The 26,058-nt window shown below is 64.2% G+C and carries 25 protein-coding genes; 14 read left to right on the top strand and 11 right to left on the bottom strand.

Annotated features, from left to right (window positions below):
• The first annotated feature begins 25 nt into the window (after positions 1-25).
• Entirely contained in the window at positions 26-499 is a 474-nt protein-coding gene (locus tag MKP08_RS11040; RefSeq protein WP_241553870.1) for an AtaL-like protein, read from the top strand.
• 59 nt (positions 500-558) lie between these two features.
• On the opposite strand, the gene MKP08_RS11035 is transcribed toward MKP08_RS11040, so the two are convergent.
• The 4 genes from MKP08_RS11035 to hppD form a co-directional block, all read right to left on the bottom strand.
• Positions 559-1,437: a mechanosensitive ion channel family protein gene (locus MKP08_RS11035; protein ID WP_241553869.1), complete on the bottom strand. Its 879-nt coding sequence runs from the start codon at positions 1,435-1,437 to the stop codon at positions 559-561.
• A 103-nt stretch (positions 1,438-1,540) separates the two neighbouring features.
• A complete protein-coding gene (locus MKP08_RS11030; protein ID WP_241553868.1) occupies positions 1,541-2,458 on the bottom strand; it encodes a mechanosensitive ion channel family protein in 918 nt (305 codons plus the stop codon).
• Positions 2,459-2,529: 71 nt separating this feature from the next.
• A complete protein-coding gene (locus MKP08_RS11025) occupies positions 2,530-3,111 on the bottom strand; it encodes a VOC family protein (protein WP_241553867.1) in 582 nt (193 codons plus the stop codon).
• Positions 3,108-4,232: a 4-hydroxyphenylpyruvate dioxygenase gene (gene hppD, locus MKP08_RS11020; RefSeq protein WP_241553866.1), complete on the bottom strand. Its 1,125-nt coding sequence runs from the start codon at positions 4,230-4,232 to the stop codon at positions 3,108-3,110. Before hppD ends, MKP08_RS11025 begins: the two co-directional genes overlap by 4 nt.
• A 201-nt stretch (positions 4,233-4,433) precedes the next feature.
• Between hppD and MKP08_RS11015 the strand changes: the two genes are divergently transcribed.
• The 5 genes from MKP08_RS11015 (at position 4,434) to MKP08_RS10995 (ending at position 8,486) form a co-directional block, all read left to right on the top strand.
• Entirely contained in the window at positions 4,434-4,751 is a 318-nt protein-coding gene (locus tag MKP08_RS11015; protein WP_241553865.1) for a septum formation initiator family protein, read from the top strand.
• A gap of 116 nt (positions 4,752-4,867) precedes the next feature.
• Positions 4,868-5,953 (top strand): pyruvate dehydrogenase (acetyl-transferring) E1 component subunit alpha, encoded by a 1,086-nt coding sequence (gene pdhA / locus MKP08_RS11010; protein ID WP_241553864.1) that lies wholly within the window; start codon positions 4,868-4,870, stop codon positions 5,951-5,953.
• Positions 5,954-5,956: 3 nt separating this feature from the next.
• On the top strand, positions 5,957-7,354 hold the full coding sequence (locus tag MKP08_RS11005) for a pyruvate dehydrogenase complex E1 component subunit beta (protein ID WP_241553863.1): 1,398 nt from the start codon (positions 5,957-5,959) through the stop codon (positions 7,352-7,354).
• 22 nt (positions 7,355-7,376) lie between these two features.
• A complete protein-coding gene (locus MKP08_RS11000; RefSeq protein ID WP_241553862.1) occupies positions 7,377-7,988 on the top strand; it encodes a hypothetical protein in 612 nt (203 codons plus the stop codon).
• 30 nt (positions 7,989-8,018) lie between these two features.
• Entirely contained in the window at positions 8,019-8,486 is a 468-nt protein-coding gene (locus tag MKP08_RS10995; RefSeq protein WP_241553861.1) for a hypothetical protein, read from the top strand.
• Here the strand turns inward: MKP08_RS10995 and trmFO are convergent.
• The gene (trmFO, locus tag MKP08_RS10990) at positions 8,483-9,856 is read right to left on the bottom strand and encodes a methylenetetrahydrofolate--tRNA-(uracil(54)-C(5))-methyltransferase (FADH(2)-oxidizing) TrmFO (protein ID WP_241553860.1); all 1,374 of its coding nucleotides are present in this window, start codon (positions 9,854-9,856) and stop codon (positions 8,483-8,485) included. The genes MKP08_RS10995 and trmFO overlap by 4 nt on opposite strands.
• Before the next feature lie 65 nt (positions 9,857-9,921).
• Here trmFO and MKP08_RS10985 point away from each other — a divergent pair, with 65 nt between their 5' ends.
• Positions 9,922-10,590: a lysoplasmalogenase gene (locus MKP08_RS10985; RefSeq protein WP_241553859.1), complete on the top strand. Its 669-nt coding sequence runs from the start codon at positions 9,922-9,924 to the stop codon at positions 10,588-10,590.
• On the opposite strand, the gene gyrA is transcribed toward MKP08_RS10985, so the two are convergent.
• Positions 10,587-13,379, bottom strand: a complete 2,793-nt coding sequence (gene gyrA, locus MKP08_RS10980; RefSeq protein ID WP_241553858.1) for a DNA gyrase subunit A — start codon at positions 13,377-13,379, stop codon at positions 10,587-10,589. The two genes, MKP08_RS10985 and gyrA, sit on opposite strands and share 4 nt — an antisense overlap.
• A gap of 260 nt (positions 13,380-13,639) precedes the next feature.
• Here gyrA and MKP08_RS10975 point away from each other — a divergent pair, with 260 nt between their 5' ends.
• Positions 13,640-15,004, top strand: coding sequence for a hypothetical protein (locus MKP08_RS10975; RefSeq protein WP_241553857.1), 1,365 nt, complete (start codon positions 13,640-13,642; stop codon positions 15,002-15,004).
• Between the two features lie 79 nt (positions 15,005-15,083).
• On the opposite strand, the gene MKP08_RS10970 is transcribed toward MKP08_RS10975, so the two are convergent.
• Together MKP08_RS10970 and MKP08_RS10965 are read right to left on the bottom strand one after the other, a co-directional pair.
• Positions 15,084-15,803, bottom strand: a complete 720-nt coding sequence (locus MKP08_RS10970) for an NYN domain-containing protein (RefSeq protein WP_215228171.1) — start codon at positions 15,801-15,803, stop codon at positions 15,084-15,086.
• Between the two features lie 27 nt (positions 15,804-15,830).
• Positions 15,831-16,484, bottom strand: coding sequence for a carbonic anhydrase (locus tag MKP08_RS10965; protein WP_215228172.1), 654 nt, complete (start codon positions 16,482-16,484; stop codon positions 15,831-15,833).
• Between the two features lie 58 nt (positions 16,485-16,542).
• On the opposite strand from MKP08_RS10965, the gene lipA reads away from it, so the two are divergent.
• Entirely contained in the window at positions 16,543-17,502 is a 960-nt protein-coding gene (lipA, locus tag MKP08_RS10960; RefSeq protein ID WP_241553856.1) for a lipoyl synthase, read from the top strand.
• Positions 17,502-17,963: a type II toxin-antitoxin system RatA family toxin gene (locus MKP08_RS10955; protein WP_241553855.1), complete on the top strand. Its 462-nt coding sequence runs from the start codon at positions 17,502-17,504 to the stop codon at positions 17,961-17,963. Before lipA ends, MKP08_RS10955 begins: the two co-directional genes overlap by 1 nt.
• On the opposite strand, the gene MKP08_RS10950 is transcribed toward MKP08_RS10955, so the two are convergent.
• Genes MKP08_RS10950 through MKP08_RS10940 form a run of 3 tightly spaced genes read right to left on the bottom strand, consistent with a single transcriptional unit; the run spans position 17,924 to position 20,155 of the window.
• Entirely contained in the window at positions 17,924-18,433 is a 510-nt protein-coding gene (locus MKP08_RS10950) for a CinA family protein (RefSeq protein WP_241555592.1), read from the bottom strand. The genes MKP08_RS10955 and MKP08_RS10950 overlap by 40 nt on opposite strands.
• A gap of 5 nt (positions 18,434-18,438) precedes the next feature.
• Positions 18,439-18,996, bottom strand: a complete 558-nt coding sequence (locus tag MKP08_RS10945; RefSeq protein WP_241553854.1) for a hypothetical protein — start codon at positions 18,994-18,996, stop codon at positions 18,439-18,441.
• A gap of 10 nt (positions 18,997-19,006) precedes the next feature.
• Positions 19,007-20,155 (bottom strand): bifunctional 2-C-methyl-D-erythritol 4-phosphate cytidylyltransferase/2-C-methyl-D-erythritol 2,4-cyclodiphosphate synthase, encoded by a 1,149-nt coding sequence (locus MKP08_RS10940; protein WP_241553853.1) that lies wholly within the window; start codon positions 20,153-20,155, stop codon positions 19,007-19,009.
• Positions 20,156-20,239: 84 nt separating this feature from the next.
• Here MKP08_RS10940 and dusB point away from each other — a divergent pair, with 84 nt between their 5' ends.
• The 4 genes from dusB to MKP08_RS10920 all read left to right on the top strand — a co-directional run bounded on the left by dusB (position 20,240) and on the right by MKP08_RS10920 (position 26,036).
• Complete coding sequence (gene dusB, locus MKP08_RS10935) at positions 20,240-21,253, top strand: tRNA dihydrouridine synthase DusB (RefSeq protein ID WP_241553852.1); 1,014 nt, start codon at positions 20,240-20,242, stop codon at positions 21,251-21,253.
• Entirely contained in the window at positions 21,250-22,341 is a 1,092-nt protein-coding gene (locus tag MKP08_RS10930) for a nitrogen regulation protein NR(II) (RefSeq protein WP_306300148.1), read from the top strand. Before dusB ends, MKP08_RS10930 begins: the two co-directional genes overlap by 4 nt.
• A complete protein-coding gene (locus MKP08_RS10925) occupies positions 22,338-23,750 on the top strand; it encodes a sigma-54 dependent transcriptional regulator (RefSeq protein WP_241553851.1) in 1,413 nt (470 codons plus the stop codon). The genes MKP08_RS10930 and MKP08_RS10925 overlap by 4 nt, the downstream gene beginning before the upstream one ends.
• A gap of 63 nt (positions 23,751-23,813) precedes the next feature.
• Positions 23,814-26,036 (top strand): ATP-binding protein, encoded by a 2,223-nt coding sequence (locus tag MKP08_RS10920; protein ID WP_241553850.1) that lies wholly within the window; start codon positions 23,814-23,816, stop codon positions 26,034-26,036.
• Positions 26,037-26,058 lie beyond the last annotated feature (22 nt).

Raw genomic sequence — 26,058 nt, 5'->3', positions numbered from 1 at the left:
CTCTCTTCGAACAAGGAACGATACCATGATCTATTCTACCGCGACCGTGCCGGTGAATCCGCAAGGCCAGACCACGCTTACCCGCGAGCAGGTGTGGAAAGGCCTCGAAGCCAAAGCGCGCGATGCCCGGCTTTTTCTGCCGCCCGGTCTTTGTACGCGGTGCGACGTTACCGAGGAAAGCTCGTCCCATTTCGTGCGCGATGCGACGATCGGTGGCCAGAATGTGCGCGAGATCATCGTGCTCGAACCCGCGCGCAAGGTGACCTTCTTTCAGGCTACAGGCCCACGCGAAGGTGCGATCGTCAACGAACTGTTCGAGGACGATGCCGGTGCACTTCAGCTGCGGTTCTACTGCTATCTCGGCTTGCGGGGCAAAGCGCCCGGCGGCCCGGAGGAACAGGCCGAACAGGTGCAATTCGACAGTGAGGAAGGATACAAGGCCGCGCTGCTGTCGACTCTGGAGCGGACGCGCGAACTTGTCGACGAGGGTCTGATTTGATCGAGCGCGCCGGGAGCGACCACCAGCCGCTCCCAGCGTGCAAACTTGCTCGCGAACGATCAGCTGTCCTCGACCGACGTCCCTGGTTCCTTCCCAAGCGGAACCACCTCCTTGAAGGTATGGGTGATATAGGGGAACGGGATTTCGATGCCGGCCTCGTCCAGCGTGTCCTTGATCCGCAGCACGACCTCGTTCTGAACCTCGAACAGGCTGTTTTCCTTGGTGTCGATCCACCAGCGGACGAGGAAATCGATCGAGCTGGCGCCGAATTCGCGGATATAGACATCGTAGCCGCGCTCCGGATCGATGCCCGACACTTCGCCGACGGCCTGCGTAATGATCTCGCGCGCCTGCTTCAGGTCGGTATCGTAGGACACCCCGACCATAATCTGAAAACGGCGGAAGGGCCGGTCGCTGTAGATTTTCACCGGGTTCTTGAAGATCGTCGAATTGGGGACGATCGTCAGCTCGCCGGAAAACTGACGGATATGGGTTTCGCGTAGGGTGATCTTCTCGACCGTCCCGTCGACTCCTTCCGCCTCGATGTAATCGCCCAGCTGCATCTTGTCGCGCAGCATGATAAGGACGCCGGCGAGGAAATTCTCGAAGATATCCTGGAAGGCGAAGCCGATCGCGACCGCGCCCACCCCCAGGCCCGCGACCGCACCGCCGAACGTGAAATCGGGAACGATGATCGTCATCACCAGCAGGATGCCGACGATCCAGACGACCACTTTGGTCAGGGTCTGCGCGAGCTGGCGCAAGTCCTCGCGAATATGCGCCTTGTTGGTCAGCTTGTGTGCGATACCCACCATGATACGCGAAACGATCGAGGTCAAAATGATGACGATCACGGCAATGGCGATATTGGGAAGCAGCTCGACGGCACCTTTGGCCATGCCCTGCAACTCGTTCTGAAGAACGTTCAGATAGTTCACGAAACCGATTATCCTGTGTCAGCTCTGTCTGGGATCGAAGGTGACGTAGGGAAGGGGGCCAGGCTTCTCAACCCGGCCCTTTGCCACACGCCGGCGCTGGCGATCAGGCGTTAGGGTTGGCCTCACCGACCTTTTCGCCCAGCGGCACCCGTTCCTTGAAGGTGTGGGTGATGTAGGGGAAGGGAATCTCGATACCCGCATCGTCCAGCGCCCGTTTGATGGCGCGCACGACCTTGTCCTTGCTTTCCCACATATTGCGGGGGGTGGAGCCGGCCCACCAGCGCACGTTGAAGTCGATCGAACTGGAATTGAATTCCTGCGCGAACACATCGACGCCCTTCTCGACGTCGATGCCTTCGACGCTTTCAACCGCCTTGCGGATCACGTCCGCGGCGTGATCGAGATCGGTGTCGTAGGACACACCAGCCACCACTTCGTGGCGGCGCTTCACCTCGTCGGTCAGGATTTCGACCGGGTTCTTGAACAGTATCGAATTGGGAACGAGGGTCACCTCTCCCGACAGCTTGCGCACATGCGTTTCGCGCAAGGTTATATGTTCGACCTTACCGATGATGCCTTCGCACTGGATCACGTCGCCGATCCGCATCTTCTCGCGCACCATGATCAGAACGCCCGCCAGAAAATTCTCGAAGATATCCTGGAAGGCGAAACCGATCGCGACTGCACCGATGCCGAGGCCGGCGACGAGGCTGGCGGGAGTGAGGCTGGGGATGACAACGATAGCCGCAATCATCAGGCCGACGATCCAGATCGCCAGCTTTACCACCGTTTCGACCAGCGCCTGCAGGCTGGGGCGCATCTTGGTGCGCCCGGTCACCCGGTCGGCGATCTTGACCGCCATCCGCGCAACTGCCCAAGTGATTACGAGGATCACCAGTGCGATGGCGATGCTTGGCAACGCCTTTATAAGCTGCTGGCCCATATCGACCAGTTGGTGGTTGAGCGTACCGACCGGATCGACCGTGTCGGGTGTAGGCGTCGGCGAAGGCGCGGCTAACATATGTTCCCCTTTGTTACGGGGAAATATGCATGAGCGATGGGCCAGGTTCCCGCGGAACTCCGCCGGTTTTTCTAATGCTCGGCCTTTGCCTCGCGCTCCGCGCGCGCGATTTCGTGCAGCCAATCGGCGTGACGAGGAGCCTTCTTGGTTTCGCTCCATTCCTCCAACATCGGCATCGCCACGCGCTTCAGCTCGGCATACTGTTCATCCGTACCGATATCGGCGGCAAGTTCTACGCGGTGGCCGTTGGGATCGAAGAAGTAGATCGACTTGAAGATGCCGTGATGCGTCGGGCCGATCACGTCGATGCCGAGGCTTTCGACATGTTCCTTCGCCGCGAGCAATTCGTCCTCGGAATGGACCCGGAACGCGAGGTGCTGGACCCATTTGGGCGTATTCTCGTCGCGGCCCATGCCCTTCTGGTTGGGTAGCTCGAAAAAGGCGAGGATGTTGCCGTTACCCGCATCGAGGAAGACGTGCATGTACGGGTCGTACTCCCCTGTCGAGGGAACGTGATCTTCGGAGAAGGCGCTGACATAATCCATGCCGAGCACCTTCTCGTACCATTCGACGGTCTCTTTCGCGTCCTTGCAGCGATAGGCCGCGTGATGGACTCCGCCTAGCTTCACCGGATGGTTGGACTGATCGGTCATTCCGCAGGCTCCTTCTCGACAGACTTCGCGTCTTTGGCATTGAGGACACCGCGGCGGATCTGGTCGCGCTCCATGCTTTCGAACAGCGCCTTGAAGTTACCTTCGCCAAACCCCTCGTCGCCCTTGCGCTGGATGAATTCGAAGAAGACTGGGCCGACCTGCGCTTCGGCGAAAATCTGCAGCAGCAGGCGGGGGCTGCCCCCCTCCGTGGTGCCGTCGAGCAGGATACCGCGCGGCTTCAACTCATCGACCGGTTCACCATGCTCCGGCAGGCGCTCTGGCAGCATCTCGTAATAGGTTTCGGGCGGGGCCGTCATGAACGGCACCCCAAATTCCTTCAGCTTGTCCCACGCGGCAACGAGATCGTCGGTGATCAGCGCGATGTGCTGGATTCCCTCGCCGTTGAACTCGCGCAGGAATTCCTCGATCTGGCCGCCACCGCCCTTCGCTTCCTCGTTCAGCGGGATGCGGATCTTGCCGTCCGGCGCGGTCAGCGCCTTGGACGTAAGGCCGGTGTATTCGCCCTTGATGTCGAAATAGCGGATCTCGCGGAAGTTGAAGAGCTTCTCGTAATAATCGGCCCAGAAGGACATGCGCCCGCCGTAGACGTTGTGCGTCAGATGATCGATCTTCTGGAAGCCGGCACCTTTCGGGTGCGTCTCGATGCCGGGAAGATATTCGAAATCGATGTCGTAGATCGACAGGTCGTTGTCGCCCGTCTTCCCTTCGTAGCGATCGACCAGATAGAGGATTGCTCCGCCGATGCCACGAATGGCAGGCAGGGTCAGCTCCATCGGCCCGGTTTCGACATGGACCGGTTCCGCGCCCTGTTCCATCAGGTGGTCCCAGGCCGCCGCCGCGTCCTTCACGCGGAAGGCCATGCCACATGCGCTCGGACCATGCTCGCGGGCGAAATACCAGGCGGCACTGCGCGGCTCGTAATTCGCGACCAGGTTTATCTCGCCTTGGCGCCACAGCTGGACGTCCTTCGACCGGTGGTTTGCGACATGGGTGAACCCCATCGCTTCGAAGACCGGCTCCAGCACTCCCTTTTCGGGCGCGCAGAACTCGACGAATTCGAAGCCGTCGAGTCCGGCAGGATTCTCAAAAAGATCAGTCATGCAGAGGGCTCCTGCGAATTTGGTTTCAATAGAAACTAAATACCGTTTCCTTCAGTGTTTGTCAAACGAGGGAAAGGAGGCGAAGGTCCAGAGAGGGTAGCGGCGCACCTCGTTTGCTGCACCCTCCATCCGGCGCGAAATCTATCGGCCTCAACGATTTGCGCTTGATGCGAAAGGCCGGTTGTGATTCTATCGTTTCCGATGACGCGCGAAGGGCACAAACTCGCATTGCCGCGAGAACAATTTACGCAGGGGCTGGCTCTTGTAGTGCTGCTGGCGCTTGCCGGCCTGTCCCTGATGGGTCCGGACGGCGTGCTAGCATGGGGCGAAAATGCGCGGCTGCTGGATCAGCGCAAGGCCAGGATCGAAGCACTGGAGGAACGGCGTGGCGAGCTGCAGAGCCAGGTTGCCGCGCTCGATCCCGATCACGCGGACCCCGACATGGTGAGCGAGCTTCTGCGGAAGAATCTCAATGTCGTGCGTCCCGACGAAGTGATTCTTCCTATCACCAATCCCTGACATGCATAGCTATGCGGACCCGGGTGGCCCTTTCGGGCGTTGCACCGGCACGCGTGGGATGATTATAGCGTCGGCCACGCATAGATTAGCCTTCCGTAGCGTTTGAGAGGTCTCCCTTGGCAAAATCCCCGTCCGCGAAGTCCGCCCCGAAGAACAAGGCGGCCACGCCGGAACAGGATGAGGATTTCGCCCTGCATTCCTTGCAGGAGGCGCTCGAGAAGGACCCGTCCTTCGACGCCGACGATGATCAGATGCTCCATTTCTACGAGCAGATGCTGCTTATCCGCCGGTTCGAGGAACGCGCAGGCCAGCTTTACGGCCTCGGCCTCATCGGCGGGTTCTGCCATCTCTACATCGGCCAGGAAGCGGTCGCTATAGGAATGCAGAGCGCGCTGGACGGAGACAAGGACAGCGTGATCACCGGCTATCGCGACCACGGGCACATGCTCGCCTACGGCCTCGATCCGAAGGTCATCATGGCCGAACTGACCGGTCGCGAGGCGGGGATTTCCAAGGGGAAGGGCGGCTCGATGCACATGTTCAGCACCGAGCACAAATTCTATGGCGGGCACGGCATCGTCGGCGCGCAGGTGCCGCTCGGCGCAGGACTCGCCTTCGCGCACAAGTACAACGAGGACGGCGGCGTGACGCTGGCCTATTTCGGCGACGGCGCGGCGAACCAGGGCCAGGTGTACGAGGCGTTCAACATGGCCAGCCTGTGGAAGCTGCCGATCGTGTTCGTGGTGGAGGACAACCAGTACGCGATGGGCACCGCCAGCAAGCGGTCGAGCGCGGAAACGCACTTCCACCGCCGCGGCACTGCGTTTCGCATTCCGGGCATGGAAGTCGACGGGATGGACGTGCTGCAGGTGCGCAAGGCGGCGGAGATTGCGCTGGAATATGTTCGCGGCGGCAACGGCCCGGTGCTGATCGAGTGCAATACCTACCGCTATCGCGGCCACTCGATGTCTGACCCCGCGAAGTATCGTACGCGCGAGGAAGTGCAGGACCAGAAGGATCACCATGACCCGATCGAGCGACTGAAGAAGGCGCTGATCGAAAAGGGCAAGAGCGAGGACGATTTGAAGGCGATCGACAAGCGCATCCGCGCGCAGGTTTCGGAAGCGGCGGACTTCGCCGAGAATTCGCCTGAGCCGGAGCCGAGCGAACTCTACACCGATGTTCTGGTGGAGGAGTATTGAGCCATGGCGATCGAACTCAAGATGCCCGCGCTTTCCCCCACCATGGAGGAGGGTACGCTCGCCAAGTGGCTGAAGCAGGAAGGCGACACGATCGAGGCGGGTGACATTATCGCCGAGATCGAAACCGACAAGGCGACGATGGAATTCGAGGCGGTTGACGAAGGCACGCTCGGCAAGATTCTGATCGAGGAAGGCACCGAGGGCGTAGCCGTCGGCACCGCCATCGCCACGCTGATCGGCGAAGGGGAGGATGCCGATGCGGAGCCCGAATCCGCCCCGACGCCGTCGGAAGAGAAGTCCGACGACAAGCCGGCGAAGTCCAAGGAGAAGGCCGAAACCTCCGAAGGCGGCGCCGAAAGTCTGAAATCGGACGCAAAAGCGAAGACCGATCCCGAAATTCCCGCCGGCACCAACATGGCGAAGATCACCGTGCGTGAGGCGCTGCGCGATGCCATGGCCGAGGAAATGCGCCGGGACGAGCGCGTCTTCGTGATGGGCGAGGAAGTCGCCGAGTATCAGGGCGCCTACAAGGTCACGCAAGGGTTACTGGAGGAATTCGGCGACAAGCGCGTGATCGACACGCCGATCACCGAATACGGGTTTGCCGGGATCGGCACCGGTGCCGCGATGGGCGGGCTGCGGCCGGTGGTCGAATTCATGACCTTCAACTTCGCGATGCAGGCGATCGACCACATCGTGAACTCGGCGGCGAAGACCAATTACATGTCGGGCGGGCAGATGCGCTGCCCGGTGGTGTTTCGTGGACCGAACGGCGCGGCGAGCCGCGTCGGCGCGCAGCATAGCCAGAACTACGGCCCCTGGTATGCCAGCGTTCCCGGCCTGATCGTGATTGCCCCCTACGACGCGTCGGACGCGAAGGGTCTGCTCAAGGCGGCGATCCGCAGCGAGGACCCGGTGGTCTTCCTGGAAAACGAGCTGGTCTACGGGCGCACCTTCGAACTGCCGGAACTCGACGACCATGTCCTGCCGATCGGCAAGGCGCGGATCGTGCGCGAGGGGTCGGACGTGACGATCGTGTCCTATTCGATCGCGGTCGGTCTGGCGCTGGAAGCGGCGGAGGAGCTGGCCGAGGCCGGGATCGACGCGGAAGTGATCGATCTGCGCACCCTGCGCCCGCTCGACACCGAGACGGTGCTGGAGAGCCTCGCTAAGACCAATCGCCTGATCGTGGCGGAAGAAGGCTGGCCGACCTGCTCGATCGCATCGGAAATCACGACGATCTGCATGGAGCAGGGCTTCGACCATCTGGATGCGCCGGTACTGCGCGTGACCAATGCGGACGTGCCGCTGCCCTATGCCGCGAACCTCGAGCAGATGGCGCTGGTGGACACCGCCTCCATCGTGAAGGCCGCGAAGAAGGTCTGCTACGTCGAGGACTGAGGACCTTCCGCCAGAGCAAAGGTTGGCGCTTTCCTACGCCCCTGCGGCATCGCGAGCCGTCGCGCTCGACCTGTTCGAGCTTGATCGCCGCCTGGCCGATGCGGTGCGGCAGGCGAGCGAGCCGATCACCGGGCAATTGCGTCTGGCGTGGTGGCGCGACCGGTTCGCCGAGGAGCCGAGCGCGTGGCCCGAGGGCGAACCGTTGCTGGCACGCCTCGCATTGTGGGACGGCGGCACGAGCCAGCTCGGCGCGATGGTCGATGGCTGGGAAACCCTGCTTGTCGCCGACACTCTGAGCGACGAAGTCGCGCAAAGCTTTGCCGAAGGTCGCGGGCAAGGCTGGGCCGCGGTGGCGCTGGCGCTGGGCGAGAAAGCGGCGGTCCCTGCGGCCGCATCGGCGGGAACGTGGTGGGCGCTCGCCGATCTCGCGCAGCATTGCGGTTCGGATGAAGACCGCAAGGCGGCCTTCGCACTCGCGCACGAATTGCCCGATACCCGTCCTCTGCCGCGCTCCCTACTCATGTTCGCGGTTCTCGCGACCATTGCCCGTCGGGCGATCCGGCTCCAGCGCCCGATGCTGGCCCGTCCGGGCGATATGGCGGCGGCGATGCGGGTTGGCATTTTCGGGCGCTAGCGTAGAAATGCCGCGAAAAGGGGGGCGGGCATGAACAAGGCTATCCTGGGATTCGTCGGCGCGCTGGTACTGGTTGGCATCGGCCTGTTCTGGTGGCAGGGCCGCGCCGAGGTGGAGAAGGGGGCTCCGCCGCCGGAGCCCGTTGCGCTCGCCGATCCAAATGCGGAGCCGACCCTGCCGCAGGCCGATCCGGGCGCCATGCGCGGTCCGGAACCGCCAGAGGCGAGCGAACTGACGCGCGAGCAACGCCGCTTCTTCCGCTACGATCGCAACCGCGATCTCAAGATCACCCGCAGCGAGATGCTGTCGTCGCGAACCGACGATTTTCGTCGGCTGGACAAGGACGGCAACAACCTGCTGAGCTTCGAGGAGTGGGCGGTGGCGACCGCGCAGCGCTTCGACGGGGCCGATGCGAACCACGACCGGTCGCTGACGCAGGCGGAGTTCGCGACCACCGCACCCAAGCGAAAACCGAAGAAACCGACCTGTAGCTGCTAGGCGGGGACCCGCTCGCGCTCCAAGTGCGCAAGCCATTCGCCCATGTCCGCCTTCGCGCGACCGGTATAGGCTTCCTTGCGCTGCTTCTTCTTCACCTCGTGCAGCGGCGGGAAGAGGCCGAAATTCACGTTCATTGGCTGATAGGTATCGGCCTCCGCATCGCCGGTGATATGCGACAGCAACGCGCCCAGCGCGGTCGTCCGGGGCGGTTCGCGCCACGGCTCGCCCGCCAGCTCGCATGCCGCCATCATGCCGGTGGCCAGCCCGATCGCGGAGCTTTCGACATAGCCCTCGCACCCGGTAATCTGGCCCGCGAAGCGGATATGCTCCGCCCCGCGCAGGCGCAGCTGCCGGTCGAGCACCAGCGGCGAATTCAGGAAGGTGTTGCGGTGCAGGCCGCCAAGGCGCGCGAACTCCGCCTGCTCCAGGCCGGGGATCGTACGGAACAGCTCGACCTGCGCGCCGTATTTCAGCTTGGTCTGGAAACCGACCATGTTCCACAGCGTGCCGAGCTTGTTGTCCTGCCGCAGCTGGACGACGGCGTAGGGCCAGCGCCCCTGCGGAAATTCTGGCGTGGTATCGCGCGGGTTGTCCAGCCCAACCGGCTTCATCGGGCCATAGCGCAGCGTATCGACACCGCGCGACGCCATCACCTCGATCGGCATGCAGCCGTCGAAATAGGGCGTATCGGCTTCCCACTCGCGGAATTCGGTCTTCTCTCCGTCCATCAATCCCTGGTGGAAAGCGAGATATTGCTCCTTCGTCATCGGGCAGTTGATGTAATCGCCATCCTCGTTCGAGGCTTCGTTGCGCTTGTTCCAGCGCGACTGGATCCAGCAGATGTCCATGTCGATGCTGTCGCGATGGACGATCGGCGCGATCGCATCGAAGAAGGCGAGCCGTTCCTGCCCCGTCGCCGCGACGATGCTTTCGGCGAGCGCCTGCGCGGTCAGCGGCCCGGTCGCAACGATCGTCGGCCCGCCGGCAGGCAGCACGTCAACGCGCTCGCGCACCACGGTGACGTTCGGGTGTTCGGCCAGGGTGCGCTCGACCTCGGCCGAGAACACATCGCGGTCGACCGCCATCGCGCTGCCTGCGGGAACGCGCGCCTTCTCGCCCGCACGCATCACCAGCGAATCGAGGCGCCGCATCTCGTCATGCAGCAGACCGACTGCGTTCTTGTCGCTGTCGTCGGACCGGAATGAGTTGGAGCAGACCAGCTCGGCCAGGCCGTCGGTCTGGTGCGCCGGGGTCGTCTCGCCGCTGCCGCGCATTTCGGACAGGCGGACGCGGAAGCCGCGCCGGGCCAGTTGCCATGCCGCTTCGCTTCCGGCGAGACCGCCGCCGATGATGTGAATATCATGTGTCATTGCCGCCCCATATCGCTTGCCCTAGGTGAGCTTCAAGCGGCGCGGGTGCCGCAGGGGAGGGTGGATTGCCGAAAAGAGCGCTGATCGACCGCCGTCCCTGGCTGTTTGCGGCCATTGTGGCGGCGATCGCCTATTTCGTGCTGCGCGGTACCACCGACGATTACTGGATCATTGCTCTCAAGGGTGCCCCTGTCGCCGCGCTTGCGATCTATGCCGCTGAACGCGGGTTGGGCGTCGACGGGCAGTTGCTCACGCTGGTGCTAGGGCTGGGTGCGCTGGGGGACATGCTGCTGGAGATCGACCTGCTCTATGGCGGCGCAGCGTTCTTCGCCGGGCATCTGGCGGGCATCGTGCTGTACCTGCGCAATCGGCGCGCGAATCCCGCTGGCAGCCAGGTTGCGCTCGCGGTGGCGCTCTTCGTTTTCACGCCCGCGCTTGCGTGGCTTTTGTCGGGATCGCTGCAGGTGTCGTTCTACGGGCTGGGCCTGGGGGCGATGGCGGCGACCGCCTGGCTCAGCAGCTTTCCCCGCTACCGCGTCGGGATCGGCGCGATCCTGTTCGTGGTGTCCGACTTGCTTATTTTCGGGCGCGGCGGCGGGATGGTGCCGGGCACGGTGGCGGCGTGGCTGATCTGGCCGCTCTATGCCGCGGGTCAGTTCCTGATCGCGACGGGCGTGGTGCAGAGCCTGCGCCGGCGGGACAAGGCCGACCGGCGCGAGATCCTGCCCGCTTAGACCTCGCCCTCTTCGTCGCCCGGCGGGTCGTCGCGGTCCATCGTGGTGTCGGGCTGCGTCTCGTCGTCGCCGCCGCGTTTCTCGAGCATTTCCTCGGCCACCAGCCGCTCGGCTTCGTTCTCGGGCGCTTCCTCGTCGTCGATGCGCGTGACGCTGACGACATGCTCGCCCTTGCCGACATTGAACAGCCGCACGCCCGCCGAACCGCGCCCGATCACCCGCAGGCTTTCGAGCGGGATACGAATCAGCTTCGCCTGATCGGTGACCAACATCAGCTGATCCGCCTTGTCGGCGACGAAGCTGGCGACGACCGGCCCGTTGCGGGCGATGTTGTCGATATTGGTCACGCCCTGGCCGCCGCGACCGCTGCGCCGGTATTCGTAGGCGGAGGAAAGCTTGCCGTAGCCATTGGCGCAGACGGTCAGGATGAATTCCTCGTCTTCCGCCATGGTCGCCTGCTCGCCTTCGAGAGCGGGGCTGTCGTCGTCGGCTTTCCACGGGGCGACGCGCAGATAGGCGTCGCGATCCTCCGGCGACCAGGTGCCGCCCTTCAGCACGGCGAGCGAGACGACCTCGTCGCCATCCTTCAGCCGCATGCCGCGCACGCCGGTGGAGGTGCGGCTCTGGAATTCGCGCACATCCTCGCCATCGAAACGGATCGCCTTGCCCATGCGGCTCGCCAGCAGCACGTCGTCGCCGCTTTCCAGCAGGCGCACACCGATCAGGCGATCGTCGCTGTCGTCGTCGAAGCGCATCGCGAACTTGCCGTTGGAGGGGATGTTGGCGAAGGCATCCATCGCGTTGCGCCGCACATTGCCCCTGGCCGTGGCGAACACGACGTTGAGCGCGCCCCAGCTGTCCTCGTCCTCCGGCAGCGGGAGCACGGTCGCGATCGTCTCCTCGGCATCGAGCGCGGGCAGCAGGTTCACGATCGGCCGACCGCGCGTCTGCGGACCGCCTTCGGGCAGCTTCCACACTTTCAGGCGATAGACCTTGCCCGCGGTGGAGAAGAACAGGACCGGATTGTGGGTGCTGGTGACGAACAGTTCGCGCACCGCGTCCTCGTCCTTCGTCGCCATGCCGGACCGGCCCTTGCCCCCGCGCGCTTGCGCGCGGAAGGTCGAGAGTGGGGTGCGCTTGATGTAGCCGTCCATTGTGACCGTCACGACCATCTCGTCGCGCTCGATCAGGTCCTCGTCCTCGAGCCCGTCCCACGCCGGCGCGATCTCGCTGACGCGCGGGGTGGCGTAGGTGTTGCGGATCTCCTCCAGCTCCTCGCGCATCACACGATACAGCTTCGCCCTGTCGGCCAGGATCGAGAGATATTCCTCAATCGCGTCGGCCAGTTCCTTCAACTCTTCGCCGATCTCGTCGCGGCCGAGCGCGGTCAGGCGGTGGAGCCTCAGGTCGAGGATCGCCTTCACCTGCCGTTCGGACAGGGAGTACGTGCCGCCTTCCTGATCGGCGGTCGGCTCGATCGCCTCGACCAGCCGGATATATTGCGCGATGTCGCCGATCGGCCATTCCTTGGCAAGCAGCCGCTCGCGCGCGGTGGCGGGATTTGGCGCGCCGCGAATGATCTGCACCACCTCGTCGAGGTTGGAGACCGCGACGACCAGGCCGAGTAAGATATGCGCCCGGTCGCGCGCCTTGTTGAGCTCGTACTTCGTGCGGCGTGTGATGACTTGCTCGCGGAACTGCACGAAGGATTGCAGGATGCTGCGCAGGTCCAGCGTTTCGGGCTTGCCCCCGCGGATCGCCAGCATATTGGCGGGGAAGCTCGCCTGCGCCGGGCTGTAGCGCCAGATCTGGTTGAGGACGACTTCCGGGCTGGCGTCGCGCTTCAGGTCGACGACGACGCGCACGCCCTCGCGCGAGCTCTCGTCGCGGATGTCGGAAACGCCCTCGATCCGCTTTTCCTTTGCGGCTTCGGCGATCTTTTCGACGAGGCCCGATTTGCCGACCTGGAACGGGATGGAGGTGAAGACGATCGATCGCCGGTCGCCGCGCTTCTCCTCGATCTCGTGCCGGGCGCGCATCAGCACGCTGCCGCGGCCGGTGGTGTAGGCGGAGCGGGCACCGGATTGCCCCAGGATCAGGGGCGCGGTCGGGAAATCGGGCCCGGGGATATACTCCATCAGCTCTTCGCTGGAGAGGCCGGGATCCTCGATCAGCGCGAGGCAGCCGTCGATCACCTCGCCCAGATTGTGCGGCGGGATATTGGTCGCCATGCCCACCGCGATGCCGCCCGCGCCGTTGACCAGCAGGTTGGGGAAGCGGGCGGGAAGGACGGTGGGCTCGCGCCGCGAACCGTCGTAGTTGTCGGCGAAATCGACCGTATCCTTGTCGAGATCGTCGAGCAGGCTGTTGGCGACCCGCGCCAGCCGCGCCTCGGTATAACGCATCGAGGCGGGCGGATCCGGATCCATGCTGCCGAAATTGCCCTGGCCATCGACCAGCGGCACCCGCATCGACCAGTCCTGCGTCATCCGCGCGAGCGCGTCGTAGATCGCGCTGTCGCCGTGCGGGTGATAGTTGCCCATCACGTCGCCCACGATCTTGGCGCTCTTGCGATAGGGCCGCCCCGCGACGAAGCCGCCTTCGTTACTGGCGAACAGGATGCGGCGATGCACCGGCTTCAGCCCGTCGCGCACGTCGGGCAGCGCGCGGCTCACGATCACGCTCATCGCGTAATCGAGGTAGCTCGTCTTCATTTCGTCGACGATGTCGATGCGTTCGTATTCGCCCATCGGCGCGGGCGGGGTCATGGTATCGGTTTCGTCGGTCAAGGCCGTTCAGATCCGTAATTGTTCTGTGATCGGAGGAGGGTAGGGGAACGCGCCGCGCGACACCACTTTTACCGCCATGGCGAGCGCGAATTGCGCATGGTTTTCCACATTTCGTGGCCGTATTGCGATGTTCCGGGCATTCAATCCATATTCAGCGTGGAAATCATATCTCAGTCCGGTAACAGACGAGGCCTATCGCCAGAGCGGGGCCGGTCAGGTTCTGTTCGATCAAACGTGAAATTCAATGGGAGATACCCGTAATGCGATTCTTCGCCCGTAAATCCACGCCTTCCAGCCTGGCGCTCGCGCTCGCCCTTGTCGCGGGTGGTTCGATCGCTGCCACGGCAGTCGAAGCGCCAGCCGCAGCGCAGGACAAGAAGGGCGATGAAGCGGCGAAGCCGGAGTTCTCGAAGGAGTTCGTCACCGCCTACAACGCGGCCAACGACCCTATCAAGGACGAAGCGGCGGCCGACTATGCGGCAGCGAAGACCAAGCTGCCCGCCGTCAATGCGGTCGCCAAGTCGAGCGACGAGAAGTTCGAAGCCGGCAGCCTCGCCTATCGTGTCGCCACCAAGCTGAACGATCAGGACCTGAAGCTTGCCGGTCTGCGTATGATGGCCGACAGCGGCAAGGGCGATGCTAAGACCCAGGGTCAGATCAACTACGGCCTGTTCGAAGCCGAGCGGGCCGCCGGCAACATGGACGGCGCGCGCACGGCCCTGCAGCGGGCGATCGACATCGGTTATTCGTTCGACGCAACATTCTCCGACGGGACGACCGGCAAGATCGGCCCCAACGATATGCGCTCGACCATCATGCGCACCTATATCGATGCCGATCAGGCGCAGCAGGGCGTGGACTACGCCGTGCAGCAGATCGAGCAGCAGGCCAGCACCGGCAAGCCCGACGAGACGCTGCTGCGTAGCGCCTATGTCGCGGCGTTCCAGAACGAGCTTGGCCCGGAAGTGACCAAGCTCGGCGAGATGTGGGTGAAGTACTATCCCAGCCCCACCGCGTGGGGCGACGTGATGGCCGGGCAGCGTAACTACTATACCCCGACCGAGCCTGCCCTCCTCGACGCGCTGCGCCTGCTGGCGCGCAACGATGCACTGCGTTCCGAACGCGACTACACCGATTACATCAACGCGGCCGATGCCCGCCGCCTTCCCAGCGAAGTGGCCGGGGTTATCGATCGCGGTGTCGCCGCCGGCAAGATCAACACCAGTGACCAGTTCATCAAGGAAGCGAAGGGCGAAGCGAGTGGCCGGATCGCGAGCGAGAAGGCCGATCTGCCCTCGCTGGCGGCGGATGCGCGCAAGTCCGGCGTGAGCACCAAGCTGATCGTTGCCGCTGCGAACTCGCAACTCAGCAACGGCAAGGCGGCGACAGCCGAAGAGCTCTATACGCTGGCCCTGCAAAAGCCGGATGTGGACAAGGCCGAGGCGCTGACCCGCATGGGTATCGCGCAGATTGATCAGGGCAAGTACGAGGAGGCGCAGGCCACTTTCGCGAAGGTCGATGGCGACCAGTCGCGCAAGAACATCGCGCAGCTGTGGTCGATCTACGCGGCGCAGCAGGCCGCGGGTTCGACCGGGGCAACCGCCTCTGCGGCGACCGGCAGCTGATCGCTCCGGCCCGCAATCCAAGGGCTAAGATTGACGGCGCGGCTCCTAAAACGGGGCCGCGCCTTTTTCTTATCAACCGTCAGCGCAGTCGCTTGACGTAAAGCTGGTTGTCCTCGCCCCGGCGCAGTTCGAACCGGTCGAGCGAGCGGACCAGTTCGGACAACCGCTTGAAGCCGAAGTTGCGCACATCGAAGCTGGACCGGTTGCCCGCAATCTGTCCGACCTCTTGCAAGCGGGCGAAGCCGTCCTCGTCCCGGCTGGATGCCTTCCATGCGTCGCCCAGCAGCGTGATGACGTCTTCGTCGACCCGTTCGCCCTCGTCGCTAGGGGCCGAGCCGCCACCGTTGCGCTGCTCGCCCTTCATCAGCTTGTCGATATCGATGAACCGGGTGCAGGCACTCTGTAGCGCCTCGGGCGTCTTCTTGTCGCCGAAGCAATAGACGGGCAGCCCGTCCTGCCTCAGCCGGGTCACCAGCGGGGTGAAGTCGCTGTCCGAGCTCATGATCCCGAACCCGTCGACCTTGCCCTGATAGAGCAGGTCGACCGCGTCGATGGTCATCGCCATGTCGGTCGCGTTCTTGCCGCGGGTCAGGTCGAACTGCTGGTGCGGCTGGATGCCGAACCGGTTGGTGATGTCGCCCCATTTCTTAAGCGCATCCTTCGCCCAGTTGCCATAGGCGCGGCGGATATTGACCTGCCCCAGTTCGGCCAGCACGGTCAGCACGGCGTTGATACCTGACGGATTGACGTTGTCGGCATCGATCAGCAGCGCGATATTCTTCGCGTCCATTTCGGACATTATCATTTCTCCGGTATTACGCGACGATCAGGTGATGGCGCTGAACTTGCCGCTCTCGTCGTCGAGCAGATGCAACAGGCCGTCGCTGATCGCGAAATAGGCACCGCGCAGGCTCAGATCGCCGCGCCCCTCCTTGGCCTGCACGCAAGGGAAGGTCCGCAGGTTCTCCAGGCTGACCTTGACCGCTTCCATTTCCATCGCACGGCGAGCTTCCTTGCCTTCCGTGCCCTGCTGCTCGGTCACCTTGTCGCGGGCGCCGTCGAGAAGCTTGATCCACTGGGCGATGAAGCCGCCATTGCCGGGTTCGGTGCCCTCCATGGAGCGGCTCAGCGCCGCCTCGCACCCGCCGCACATGCCGTGGCCCATGACCACGATTTCCTTCACCTTCAGCACCTGGACCGCGAATTCCAGCGCCGCTGAAACGCCGTGTTGGCCGGGCGTCGTCTCGAACGGGGGGACCAGGGCGGCAACGTTGCGCACCACGAAAATCTGCCCCGGATCGACATCGAAGATCTGCGCGGGATCGACGCGGCTGTCGGAACAGGCGATGACCATCACCTGGGGGTTCTGCCCCTGCCGCAGTTCGGCCCAGCGCTTGCGATACGGGGCCCAGCCTTTTTCGCGAAAATCGCGGTATCCCTTGATCAGGGCATCGAGGTCCGGTGAGTCGGTCTGGATCATGCCCATTCCCATGCCTGCCGCCATTGCCAGTGGCAAGGGCGATGCCTAAGTGGGCGGCATGAACGATCTCTCCTCGGCTCCCACGACACCGGCCGACCGGCCGCAGCGCACGCGCAAACCCGACTGGATCCGGGTGAAGGCACCGGTCGGCAAGGGCTATCACGAGACGCGCAAGCTGATGCGCGAACTCAACCTCAACACCGTGTGCGAAGAGGCCGCCTGCCCCAATATCGGCGAGTGCTGGGAGAAGAAGCACGCCACTGTCATGATCCTGGGCGACGTGTGCACCCGCGCCTGCGCGTTCTGCAACGTGAAGACGGGGATGCCCCGGCTGGTCGATCCGATGGAGCCGGAGAACGTCGCGGTCGCGGCGGGCAAGATGGGGCTGGAGCATATCGTCATCACCAGCGTCGATCGCGACGACCTGCCCGATGGCGGGGCGGGGCAGTTCGTGAAGGTGATCGAGGCGCTGCGGCGCGAAACGCCCGGCACGACCATCGAAATCCTGACCCCCGACTTCCGCGGCAAGATGCGCCCGGCGATCGAGGCGATCTGTGCGGCCGGACCCGACGTCTTCAACCATAATCTGGAAACCGTTCCGCGCCTCTATCCCACCATTCGCCCCGGCGCGCGCTATTACGCCTCGCTCCGCCTGCTGGAGGAGGTGAAGGCCCACGATCCGCTGATCTTCACCAAGTCCGGCATGATGCTGGGCTTGGGCGAGCAGCGGCTGGAGGTCCATCAGGTGATGGACGACATGCGCAGCGCCGGCATCGATTTCATGACCCTGGGCCAGTATCTCCAGCCCACCCCGCGCCATGCGAAGGTGGAGGATTTCGTCACCCCGAAGGCGTTCGATGCCTTCGGCGCGATCGCCCGGGCCAAGGGGTTCCTGCAGGTCGCGTCCAGCCCGCTGACCCGGTCGAGCTACCACGCGGGCGATGACTTCGCCCAGATGAAGGCTGCGCGCGAAGCCAAACTGGCGAAGGCGGAGGGCCGGCGCGGGGAGGCCGCCTGATGCCGGGAATTCGCGAAACGCGCGAGCTGCCGTTTACCTGCGAGCAGATGTTCGATCTGGTCGCCGATGTCGGGCGGTATAAGGAATTCCTGCCGTGGGTCATTGCAACGCGCGTGCGCTCGGACGCCGAGACCGAAATGGTCGCGGACATGGTCGTCGGTTTCAAGGCGATCCGGGAGCGGTTCACGTCGCGGGTCGAGAAGGACCGGCCGCATTTCCTGAAGGTCAACTACGTCGACGGGCCGCTGCGCGATCTCGAAAACGAATGGCGCTTCGAACCCACCGCCGATGGTGGCTGTCGCATCAATTTCTGCGTCCAGTTCACCTTCAAGAACAGGGTGTTCGAAGCGCTGGCGGGCCAGTATTTCGACCGCGCGTTCCGCCGCATGGTGGAGGCGTTCGAAAAACGCGCCCAAGCGCTTTATGGCAGCAGCAGTTCCAGCGCGCACAGCGTCGCCTGACGCCGGATTTCGGCGCGGGTCGCGCCGTCGAACTTGCGCATCTCACCCTCCGGCTGACCGCCGTCTGAGGAGCTCTTCTTCGCCCGCGCGAATACCACTGTTCCGACCGGCTTCGTGTCGGTGCCGCCGCCAGGTCCCGCGATTCCGCTGATCGCGACCGCAACGTCCGCCCCGCTGCGTTCGAGCGCGCCCTGCGCCATCGCCCAGACACACGCAATCGACACCGCGCCGAAGGTTTCGATAATGTCGGACGAGACGTTGAGCATCTCCTCCTTCGACGAATTGGCATAGGTGACGTAGCCGCGCTCGAACACGGCGGACGAGCCGGGCACTTCGGTAAGGGCGGCCGATACCAGACCACCGGTGCAGCTTTCCGCCACGGTAACCTTGCGACCTGCCTCGGTATTGGCTCTCACCACCTGCTGCGCGAGCAGGCAGATATCGTCGGGTAGGAGATGTTCTGCGGGCATTACGGTCATTCGGGGGCCGGTGCCATCGGGATTGCGAGCGGCTTCGGACCCTTTTCTTCCTTCATCGCCAGATCGACCACGACGCCGACCAGATTGGCGAGGTTTTCGGCAGGCAAAGGATCGAGCTGTTCCATGACCCTGTCGATATCAACACACTGGGCCGGCTCGATCTCCTCCGCGACGAGCTGCGTCACCATCGCGTCCACGAAGGGCTTCATGGCATCGTCGGGCATGTTCTTCATGAACGACAGGTCTTCGCCGCCTTTTTTGTCCATCAATTGCATGATCAGACCGCGCGCCTGGCTCCACGTACCTTCGGAAGCCTTGGTGAACCGGGTCTTGAGACCGTCCCGGTGCAAGAGGAGGTAGGCCTTCGGCGGGAGCGAGCTGGCGCAGCTTGCGTAGAGCCCGTCGAGCGCCAGCGGCATCGCATAACGCACCGCGCTGCTGACCTGTGCCGGATCGAGTTCCACCGGCGCGTCGCCGGCGTCCTGCGCCTGGGCCGCGCCAGTGCCGGCCACCGCCAGGATACCGGCGAAAAGAAGACCTGAAAGCTTCATCATGAAAACCCTCCTACCTGCGGATAAGCGTGGCGATGGCCTGCGCCGCGATCCCTTCGCCACGCCCGGTCATACCAAGCCGTTCCGTGGTCGTTGCCTTCACGCTAATCGCGCCAGTGTCAACGGATAGAAGCTGCGCGATCCGGGTGCGCATCGCCTCGCGATGCGGGCCTATTTTCGGCGCCTCGCAGATGATGGTGAGATCGACATTCGCGACACTATAGCCCGCTTCTCGCACCCGGCTGGCGGCATGTTCGACGAAGCGAGAGGAGGGCGCACCCTTCCATTGCGGGTCGGAGGGGGGGAAGTGGCTCCCGATGTCGCCATCCCCGATCGCTCCCAGCAGCGCGTCGACCAGCGCGTGGAGGGCGACATCGGCATCGCTATGGCCTGCCAATCCATGCGTATGGGCGATCTCGATCCCGCCGAGCCAAAGCGTTTCGCCCTGCTCGAGGCGGTGGACGTCGAACCCCATCCCCGTGCGAACCTGCGGTGCTTCCGACATGAAATCCCCTGCGAATGTCAGTTTGGCGAGCTGCTCGTCCCCTTCGACCAGTGCGACCTCGTGTCCGGCCGCGCGGAGGACTTGCGCATCGTCCCCGGCAGCAGGCTCCCCCTGCCAGCCGCGATGGGCGGCAAGAATGGCATCGAAACGGAAGCCCTGTGGTGTCTGGACGCGGCGCATCGCGTCTCTATCGGCGGGCGCTTCCATGCAGGCGTCGCGCGCGATAACGAGGCTGTCGACCACCGGCAGCACCGGGATCGCCCCGTCGTGGCCCTCCAGCGCGGCGAGAATCCGACCGATCACCTGCGGATCGACTTGCGGCCTCGCGGCATCGTGAATCAGGACGCGCTCGGGCGGATGATCGGCGAGGAACTCCAGCGCGTTTGCCACGGATTGTTGGCGCGTTTCGCCGCCTCCAACCAGGTGCGCTGCGATGTCGGGGCCGAGCGCGTCGATCGCGGCCTCATGCTCCCCAGGGGGAATGGCGATGACGAGGGGATCGGCACCAGCCGCCGACAAGGCCCTTGCGGAATGCCGCAACACCGGCTCGCCGCGCCACGGGGCGAATTGCTTGGGGACGGTTTGCCCCGCGCGCATGCCTTTACCGGCCGCGACGATGATCGCTGCGAATGGGGTGTCTACGGAACCGTCGTCCATCGGGTGGCCCGCTACCCGCTTGCGAAGGATGCCGCAATGCGATAGGCGCTGCCCAAATTTTAAGCACCAACCAGACCCATCGTTATGATCCCTGCTCCGCCCCGTCCGCCGTCACCTCTCTCGGTCGGCCCCGTTACGATCGAGACGCCGGTCGTGCTAGCGCCGATGACCGGCGTCACCGACCTCCCGTTTCGCACTCTCGTGCGCCGCTACGGCTCGGGCCTCAACGTGACGGAGATGATCGCGAGCGAGGCCGCCATCCGCGAGACGCGTCAGAGCGTGCAGAAGGCGGAGTGGGACCGTACCGAGGAGCCGGTCTCCATGCAGCTCGTTGGCTGCGATCCCGCTTCGATGGCGGAGGCCGCAAAATTGCAGGAGGGCAATGGCGCGGCCATTATCGACATCAATTTCGGATGCCCGGTCCGCAAGGTTGTGGGCCAGCTCGCCGGATCCGCACTGATGCGCGAAGTTCCCCTGGCTACGCGACTGATGGAAGCGACGGTGAAGGCGGTCGACGTGCCGGTAACGGTCAAGATGCGCATGGGGTGGGACCATGCCAGCCTGAACGCCCCCGAACTGGCCCGCATCGCTCAGGATCTGGGTGTGAAGATGGTCACAGTGCACGGGCGCACCCGCAACCAGATGTACAAAGGACAGGCCGACTGGTCGTTCATCCGCCGGGTGAAGGATGCGGTTTCCATCCCCGTGATCGTCAACGGCGACATCTGCACGATCGCGGACGCGGCCGCCGCCCTGGAACAGTCAGGTGCCGATGGATTGATGATTGGGCGGGGCGCCTACGGCAAACCTTGGCTGCTGGGGCAGGTGATGCACTGGTGGCGTACCGGGGAGGCGCTGGACACCCCCAGCTTCGACGAACAGTACACGACCCTGGTCGAGCATTACGAGCGGATGCTCGACCATTACGGGCGCGCTGTGGGCGTGAAGATCGCGCGCAAGCACCTTGGCTGGTACACCAAGGGCATGCACGGATCGGCCGAGTTCCGGAACCGGGTCAACGTGATCGAGGACCCGGCGCAGGTGCTGGACGAGCTGGAGCGTTTCTACGCCCCGTTCCTGCGACGTCGCGCGGCATGACCATGGCGCATGCGGGACCGCCCGACCCGCAGGCCCAGCTCGCCCATCTTGTTTTCGCGCTGCTGCTGCTCGATCCGGAGAGCCGCATCGCGGAAGCGAACGCGGCGGCCGAGAACATGCTCGGCGCGAGTATGCGGCGCCTTGGCGGGCAGCCGGTGCTCGATTGGGTGAAGATCAGCGATCCCCGCGTTCTGCGGCGGCTCAAGCTGTCGGAAGAGGGCCTGACCGCCCGGGGTCTATCGATCGAGGTCGCGGACGAGGCGCGGCACGTCAATCTCACCCTGTCTCCGGTCGGGGGCCATCCGGGCTGGCGGGTAATGACACTCTCCGACATCGGACAGCGCGACATGGGGGATGTGGGCGAGCATGCCCGGCCCAGCGCTCCTTCGGTGCTGGCGCACGAGATAAAGAACCCGCTCTCGGCAATCCGCGGCGCGAGCCAGCTTCTGGTCCGCAAGGTGCCGGAGGCCGATGTCGGCCTGCTGACTTTGATACGGGACGAGGTGGACCGCATCGCCCGCCTAGTGGATCGTATGCAGCGGCTGGGCAGTCGGACCTCCGACCCGCTGGAGCCGGTCAACCTGCACGAGGTCATCCGCAACGCGCTGGCGGTCGTGCAGTCAGCCGAGGAACAGGGGGACCTGGACGAGGTCGAGTTCCGCGAGGAGTTCGATCCCTCGCTGCCGGCCGTGCTCGCCAGTCGCGACGCGTTGCAGCAGGTGCTCATAAACCTGATCGGAAACGCCCGCGATGCCGCCGCAGCGAGCGGGGCAGGACGAGTGGATATTCGCACCCGGTTTTCCAGCGGATTGATCCTGAATGCCCTCCATCCGGGGCGATCGGTGCGGCTGCCGATCGAGATCACGGTGACCGATAACGGGCAGGGAATCGATCCGGCCTTGCGCGATACGATCTTCGAACCGTTCGTGACGACGAAGCAGGGTGGGCAGGGGCTGGGTCTGGCGCTGGTGCGGAAGCTGGTCCGCGACATGGAAGGGCGCATTGCGCACAGCCGCGACGAGCGCGAGGGATTGACGCATTTCCGGCTCCATCTCGCCGCCGCGCCCCGACCGGAGAAAACCGCATGAGCAGCCGCGTCCTGCTGGTGGAAGACGACCGCGCGATCGCCACGGTGATCGTCTCCGCGCTGGAGGCGGAGGGCTATGCCGTCGATCACTGTACCGAGCTGGCGGGGCGGGACGCGCTGCTCGAACGCCATCGGTATGGCGTGATGCTGACCGACGTGATGCTAGGCGATGGCGACGGGATCGGTTCGCTCGCCCCGGTGCGGGCGGCGCATCCATCACTGCCGGTCATCGTGATCTCGGCGCAAAACACCCTCGATACGGCGGTCCGTGCGAGCGAGAACGAGGTGTTCGAGTATTTCCCCAAGCCGTTCGACCTCGACGACGTGGTCCGCGCGGTGGAGCAGGCGGTCAAGGACCAAGGAGCCCCGACGGAACGAGGACAGGAGGCGGAAACCGCCTTGCCCCTGGTCGGACGCAGCCAGGCCATGCAGGGCGTCTTCCGCATGATCACGCGCGTTCTGCGCAACGATTTGACCGTCCTTGTCCTGGGTGAAAGCGGCACCGGCAAGGAGCTGGTCGCGGAAGCAATTCACCAGTTGGGTCATCGCAAATCGGGCCCCTTCATCGCCGTCAATGCCGCGGCCATTCCGCGCGACCTGATCGAAAGCGAATTGTTCGGGCACGAGAAAGGCGCCTTCACCGGTGCCGCCTCCAGGGCGATCGGCAAGTTCGAGCAGGCCAATGGCGGCACGCTGTTCCTCGACGAGATCGGCGACATGCCGGCCGAGGCGCAGACCCGCCTGCTGCGAGCCCTCCAGTCCGGCCGTATCCGCCGCGTGGGCGGTCGTCACGATATCGCGGTCGATGTGCGCATCGTCGCCGCCACGAACCGCGACCTGGCACCGATGATCGCGGAAGGATCGTTTCGCGAGGATCTGTACTATCGCCTGAATGTCGTGCCGATCGAACTGCCTCCGCTGCGGGCGCGCCGGGACGACGTTCCGCTGCTAGTCCGCCATTTCCTCGCCCGGGCGGCGGAGGAGGGTCTGCCGAACCGGCGCATGAACGATGACGCGATCGAGCGGCTCGCCCAGCGCCGGTGGCGTGGCAATGTGCGCGAGCTGCGCAACGTGGTCTATCGTCTCGCGCTCATGGCGCGCGACGAGACGATCGACGTTTCGGTGATCGACGAGGTTCTGGGAGCAGAACAGCCCGTCGACGAAAGGGCGGACGGATTGCCCATCTCGCGCGCGATCGACGATTGGATCGCTCACGCCGCGCCAGCCGACGGAACGCTGTATCGCGCCGCGCTCGCGACCTTCGAACGGCCCCTGTTCGAATATGCGCTGCGAAAGACGGGGGGCAATCAGCTCCGCGCTGCCGAGATGCTCGGGATCAATCGCAACACGTTGCGCAAACGGTTGAGCGATCTGGGAATTTCCGCCGAGGCGTTCTCCGCGAGCGCCTGACGCCCGGCTACGCCGCAAATGCTGCTTGCATTTAGGCAACATGCGCGTTGTTAATGCGCAACGATGGTAAGCGTCACCCCCCCACGCAATTCAGCAAGCGCATCCTTCGCCAAGCGCAAGCTCATGTCGATGCGTCGGGCGGACATTTTTACCGTGCTCGAGATCGGGGCGTCGGTGGCGTTCGTGATCATGGTCGGCACGACCTGGCTCGCGTTCAGCGGTCGGTCGGATTCGGACCATATCCTGATGGCGAGCCAGGTGGCGGCCCTGCTGGTTGGCACCCTCCTGCCCACGATGGTGCTGCTGGTGCTGGGCGGACGGCGCCTTGCCCGTCGGCGCGCTGCCGGCAGTACGGCGCGGTTGCACACCCGCCTGGTGTTCCTGTTCTCCATCATCGCTGCGGTCCCCACCTTGCTGGTTTCCGCTTTCGCCGCATTCCTGTTCCAGTCGGGCGTCGATTTCTGGATGTCGGGAGAGTCGCGCGGGGTCATGGAACAGGCCAATCGCCTGGCGCGCGGCTATTTCGAGCAGAACCAGCTCGAGGTGAAGAACGAAACCTATTCGATGGCGGGCGACATCCTGTTTCTGTTGCAGCGGCAGGAGTCGCCGGACCTCGGGGACCGCGAATTCCTCAGCCGTTACAGCGACCAGATGCAGGGTCGCGATATCAACGAATCTGCGATTCTGCAGGCTTTCCCCGACGGCCGAATGACGACCGCGCTCGCGATCGGGCTTACCGAGGGGAACGAACCGGCCAAGGCGGGCGAGCGCGCTTTGCCGCTGTTCGAGCGCGGAGAGACGGAGGCCGTTTTCGCCGATCCAACGCGGATCGAGGCGATCACGCCCATTGATCGCGAAGCCGGAATATACCTCTACAACGCGCGCAATACTGAGGCGTTGTCCTTCAGTCAGTGGAAGCAAGCGAGCTCGGTCGTCGCATCCTACGACGCGCTGACCGCGCGGGCGCGCGCCCTGCAATTGCAGTTCAACCTGGCGCTGTTCTTCGTCAGCCTTCTGCTGGTGGGCCTCGCGGTGTGGTTCGCGCTTCGCTTCGCCGACCGGCAGGTGGAGCCATTGACCGATCTGGTCGCCGCGGCCCGCAAGGTGGGGGCGGGCAACTTCGCCATGCGCGTCGAGGAACGCCGCGGCGGCGACGAAGTCGGTCTGCTCAACCGTGCGTTCAACCGGATGACCGCGCAACTGGAGAAGCAGACCGACGCTCTGGTGTCGGCCAACCGGCAACTCGACGAACGACGAGGATTCATCGAAGCGGTGCTCGAATCGATCACGTCGGGGATCATCTCCACCGATGGCAGCGGCGAGATATTGTTGATGAACCCCTCCGCCCGCGCGGTGTTGCTGGGCAAGGAAGAGATCGAGGCTGCGGGCAAGCCGCTGGAGGATATCAGCCCCGCCATCGCCGCGATGGTCGAAAGCGGGGCGAAGGGTGGGGTCGTCTCCCACGAACGCGACAAGAAAATCATGACGCTGGCCGTTCGGGTGACCAGTTCCAGTACCGGGCATGTTGTCACTTTCGAGGACATCACGCGCCAGCTGCTCGACCAGCGTCAGGCCGCCTGGTCCGACGTCGCCCGCCGGATCGCGCACGAGATCAAGAATCCGCTGACCCCGATCCAGCTCGCGACCGAACGGCTGAAGCGCCGCTATCGCAAGCAGATCGCCAATGACGGCGATCTGTTCGATGAGCTTACCAGTACGATCGTTCGGCAAGTCGGCACGTTGCGTAACATGGTGGACGAGTTTTCCTCTTTCGCGCGTCTGCCCAAGCCGGTCTTCCGGCGCGAGGATCCGGCCGACCTGGTTCGGCAGTCGCTGTTCCTGCAGGAGGTCGCGCACCCGGCAGTCGATTTCGCCCTCGCGCTGGCGATCGATGACGATTTGCGGATCGAGTGCGATCGCCACCAGTTCGGCCAGGCGATGACGAACGTGCTCAAGAACGCGGTCGAGGCGGTCGAGGCGCGGGCGAGGGGGGCAGAGCCCGACTATCGGGGCAGGGTCGGCGTGACGGTCGATGCGGGAGAGACGCTGCTATCGATCACTGTCGAGGACAATGGCGTCGGCCTGCCCAACGAACCGGAACGGATCGTCGAGCCGTATGTGACGATGCGCGAGAAGGGCACCGGGTTGGGCCTCGCGATCGTGAACAAGATCGTCGAGGAACATGGGGGCGACATGGCTTTCCGCCGGGTCGAAGGGGGCGGAACCCGGGTGGTGCTCAGCTTCGCGCGGGACCCGAACGCCCTGGCAACGGAAGCCGCCGAATGATCAACATGAGAACTGAAATGAG

Source organism: Erythrobacter sp. LQ02-29 (assembly GCF_022576075.2).
In the GTDB taxonomy this organism is placed as follows: domain Bacteria; phylum Pseudomonadota; class Alphaproteobacteria; order Sphingomonadales; family Sphingomonadaceae; genus Alteriqipengyuania.
The sequence above is the reverse complement of the archived record's forward strand: the minus strand, read 5'-3'. Positions and strand labels throughout refer to the sequence as shown.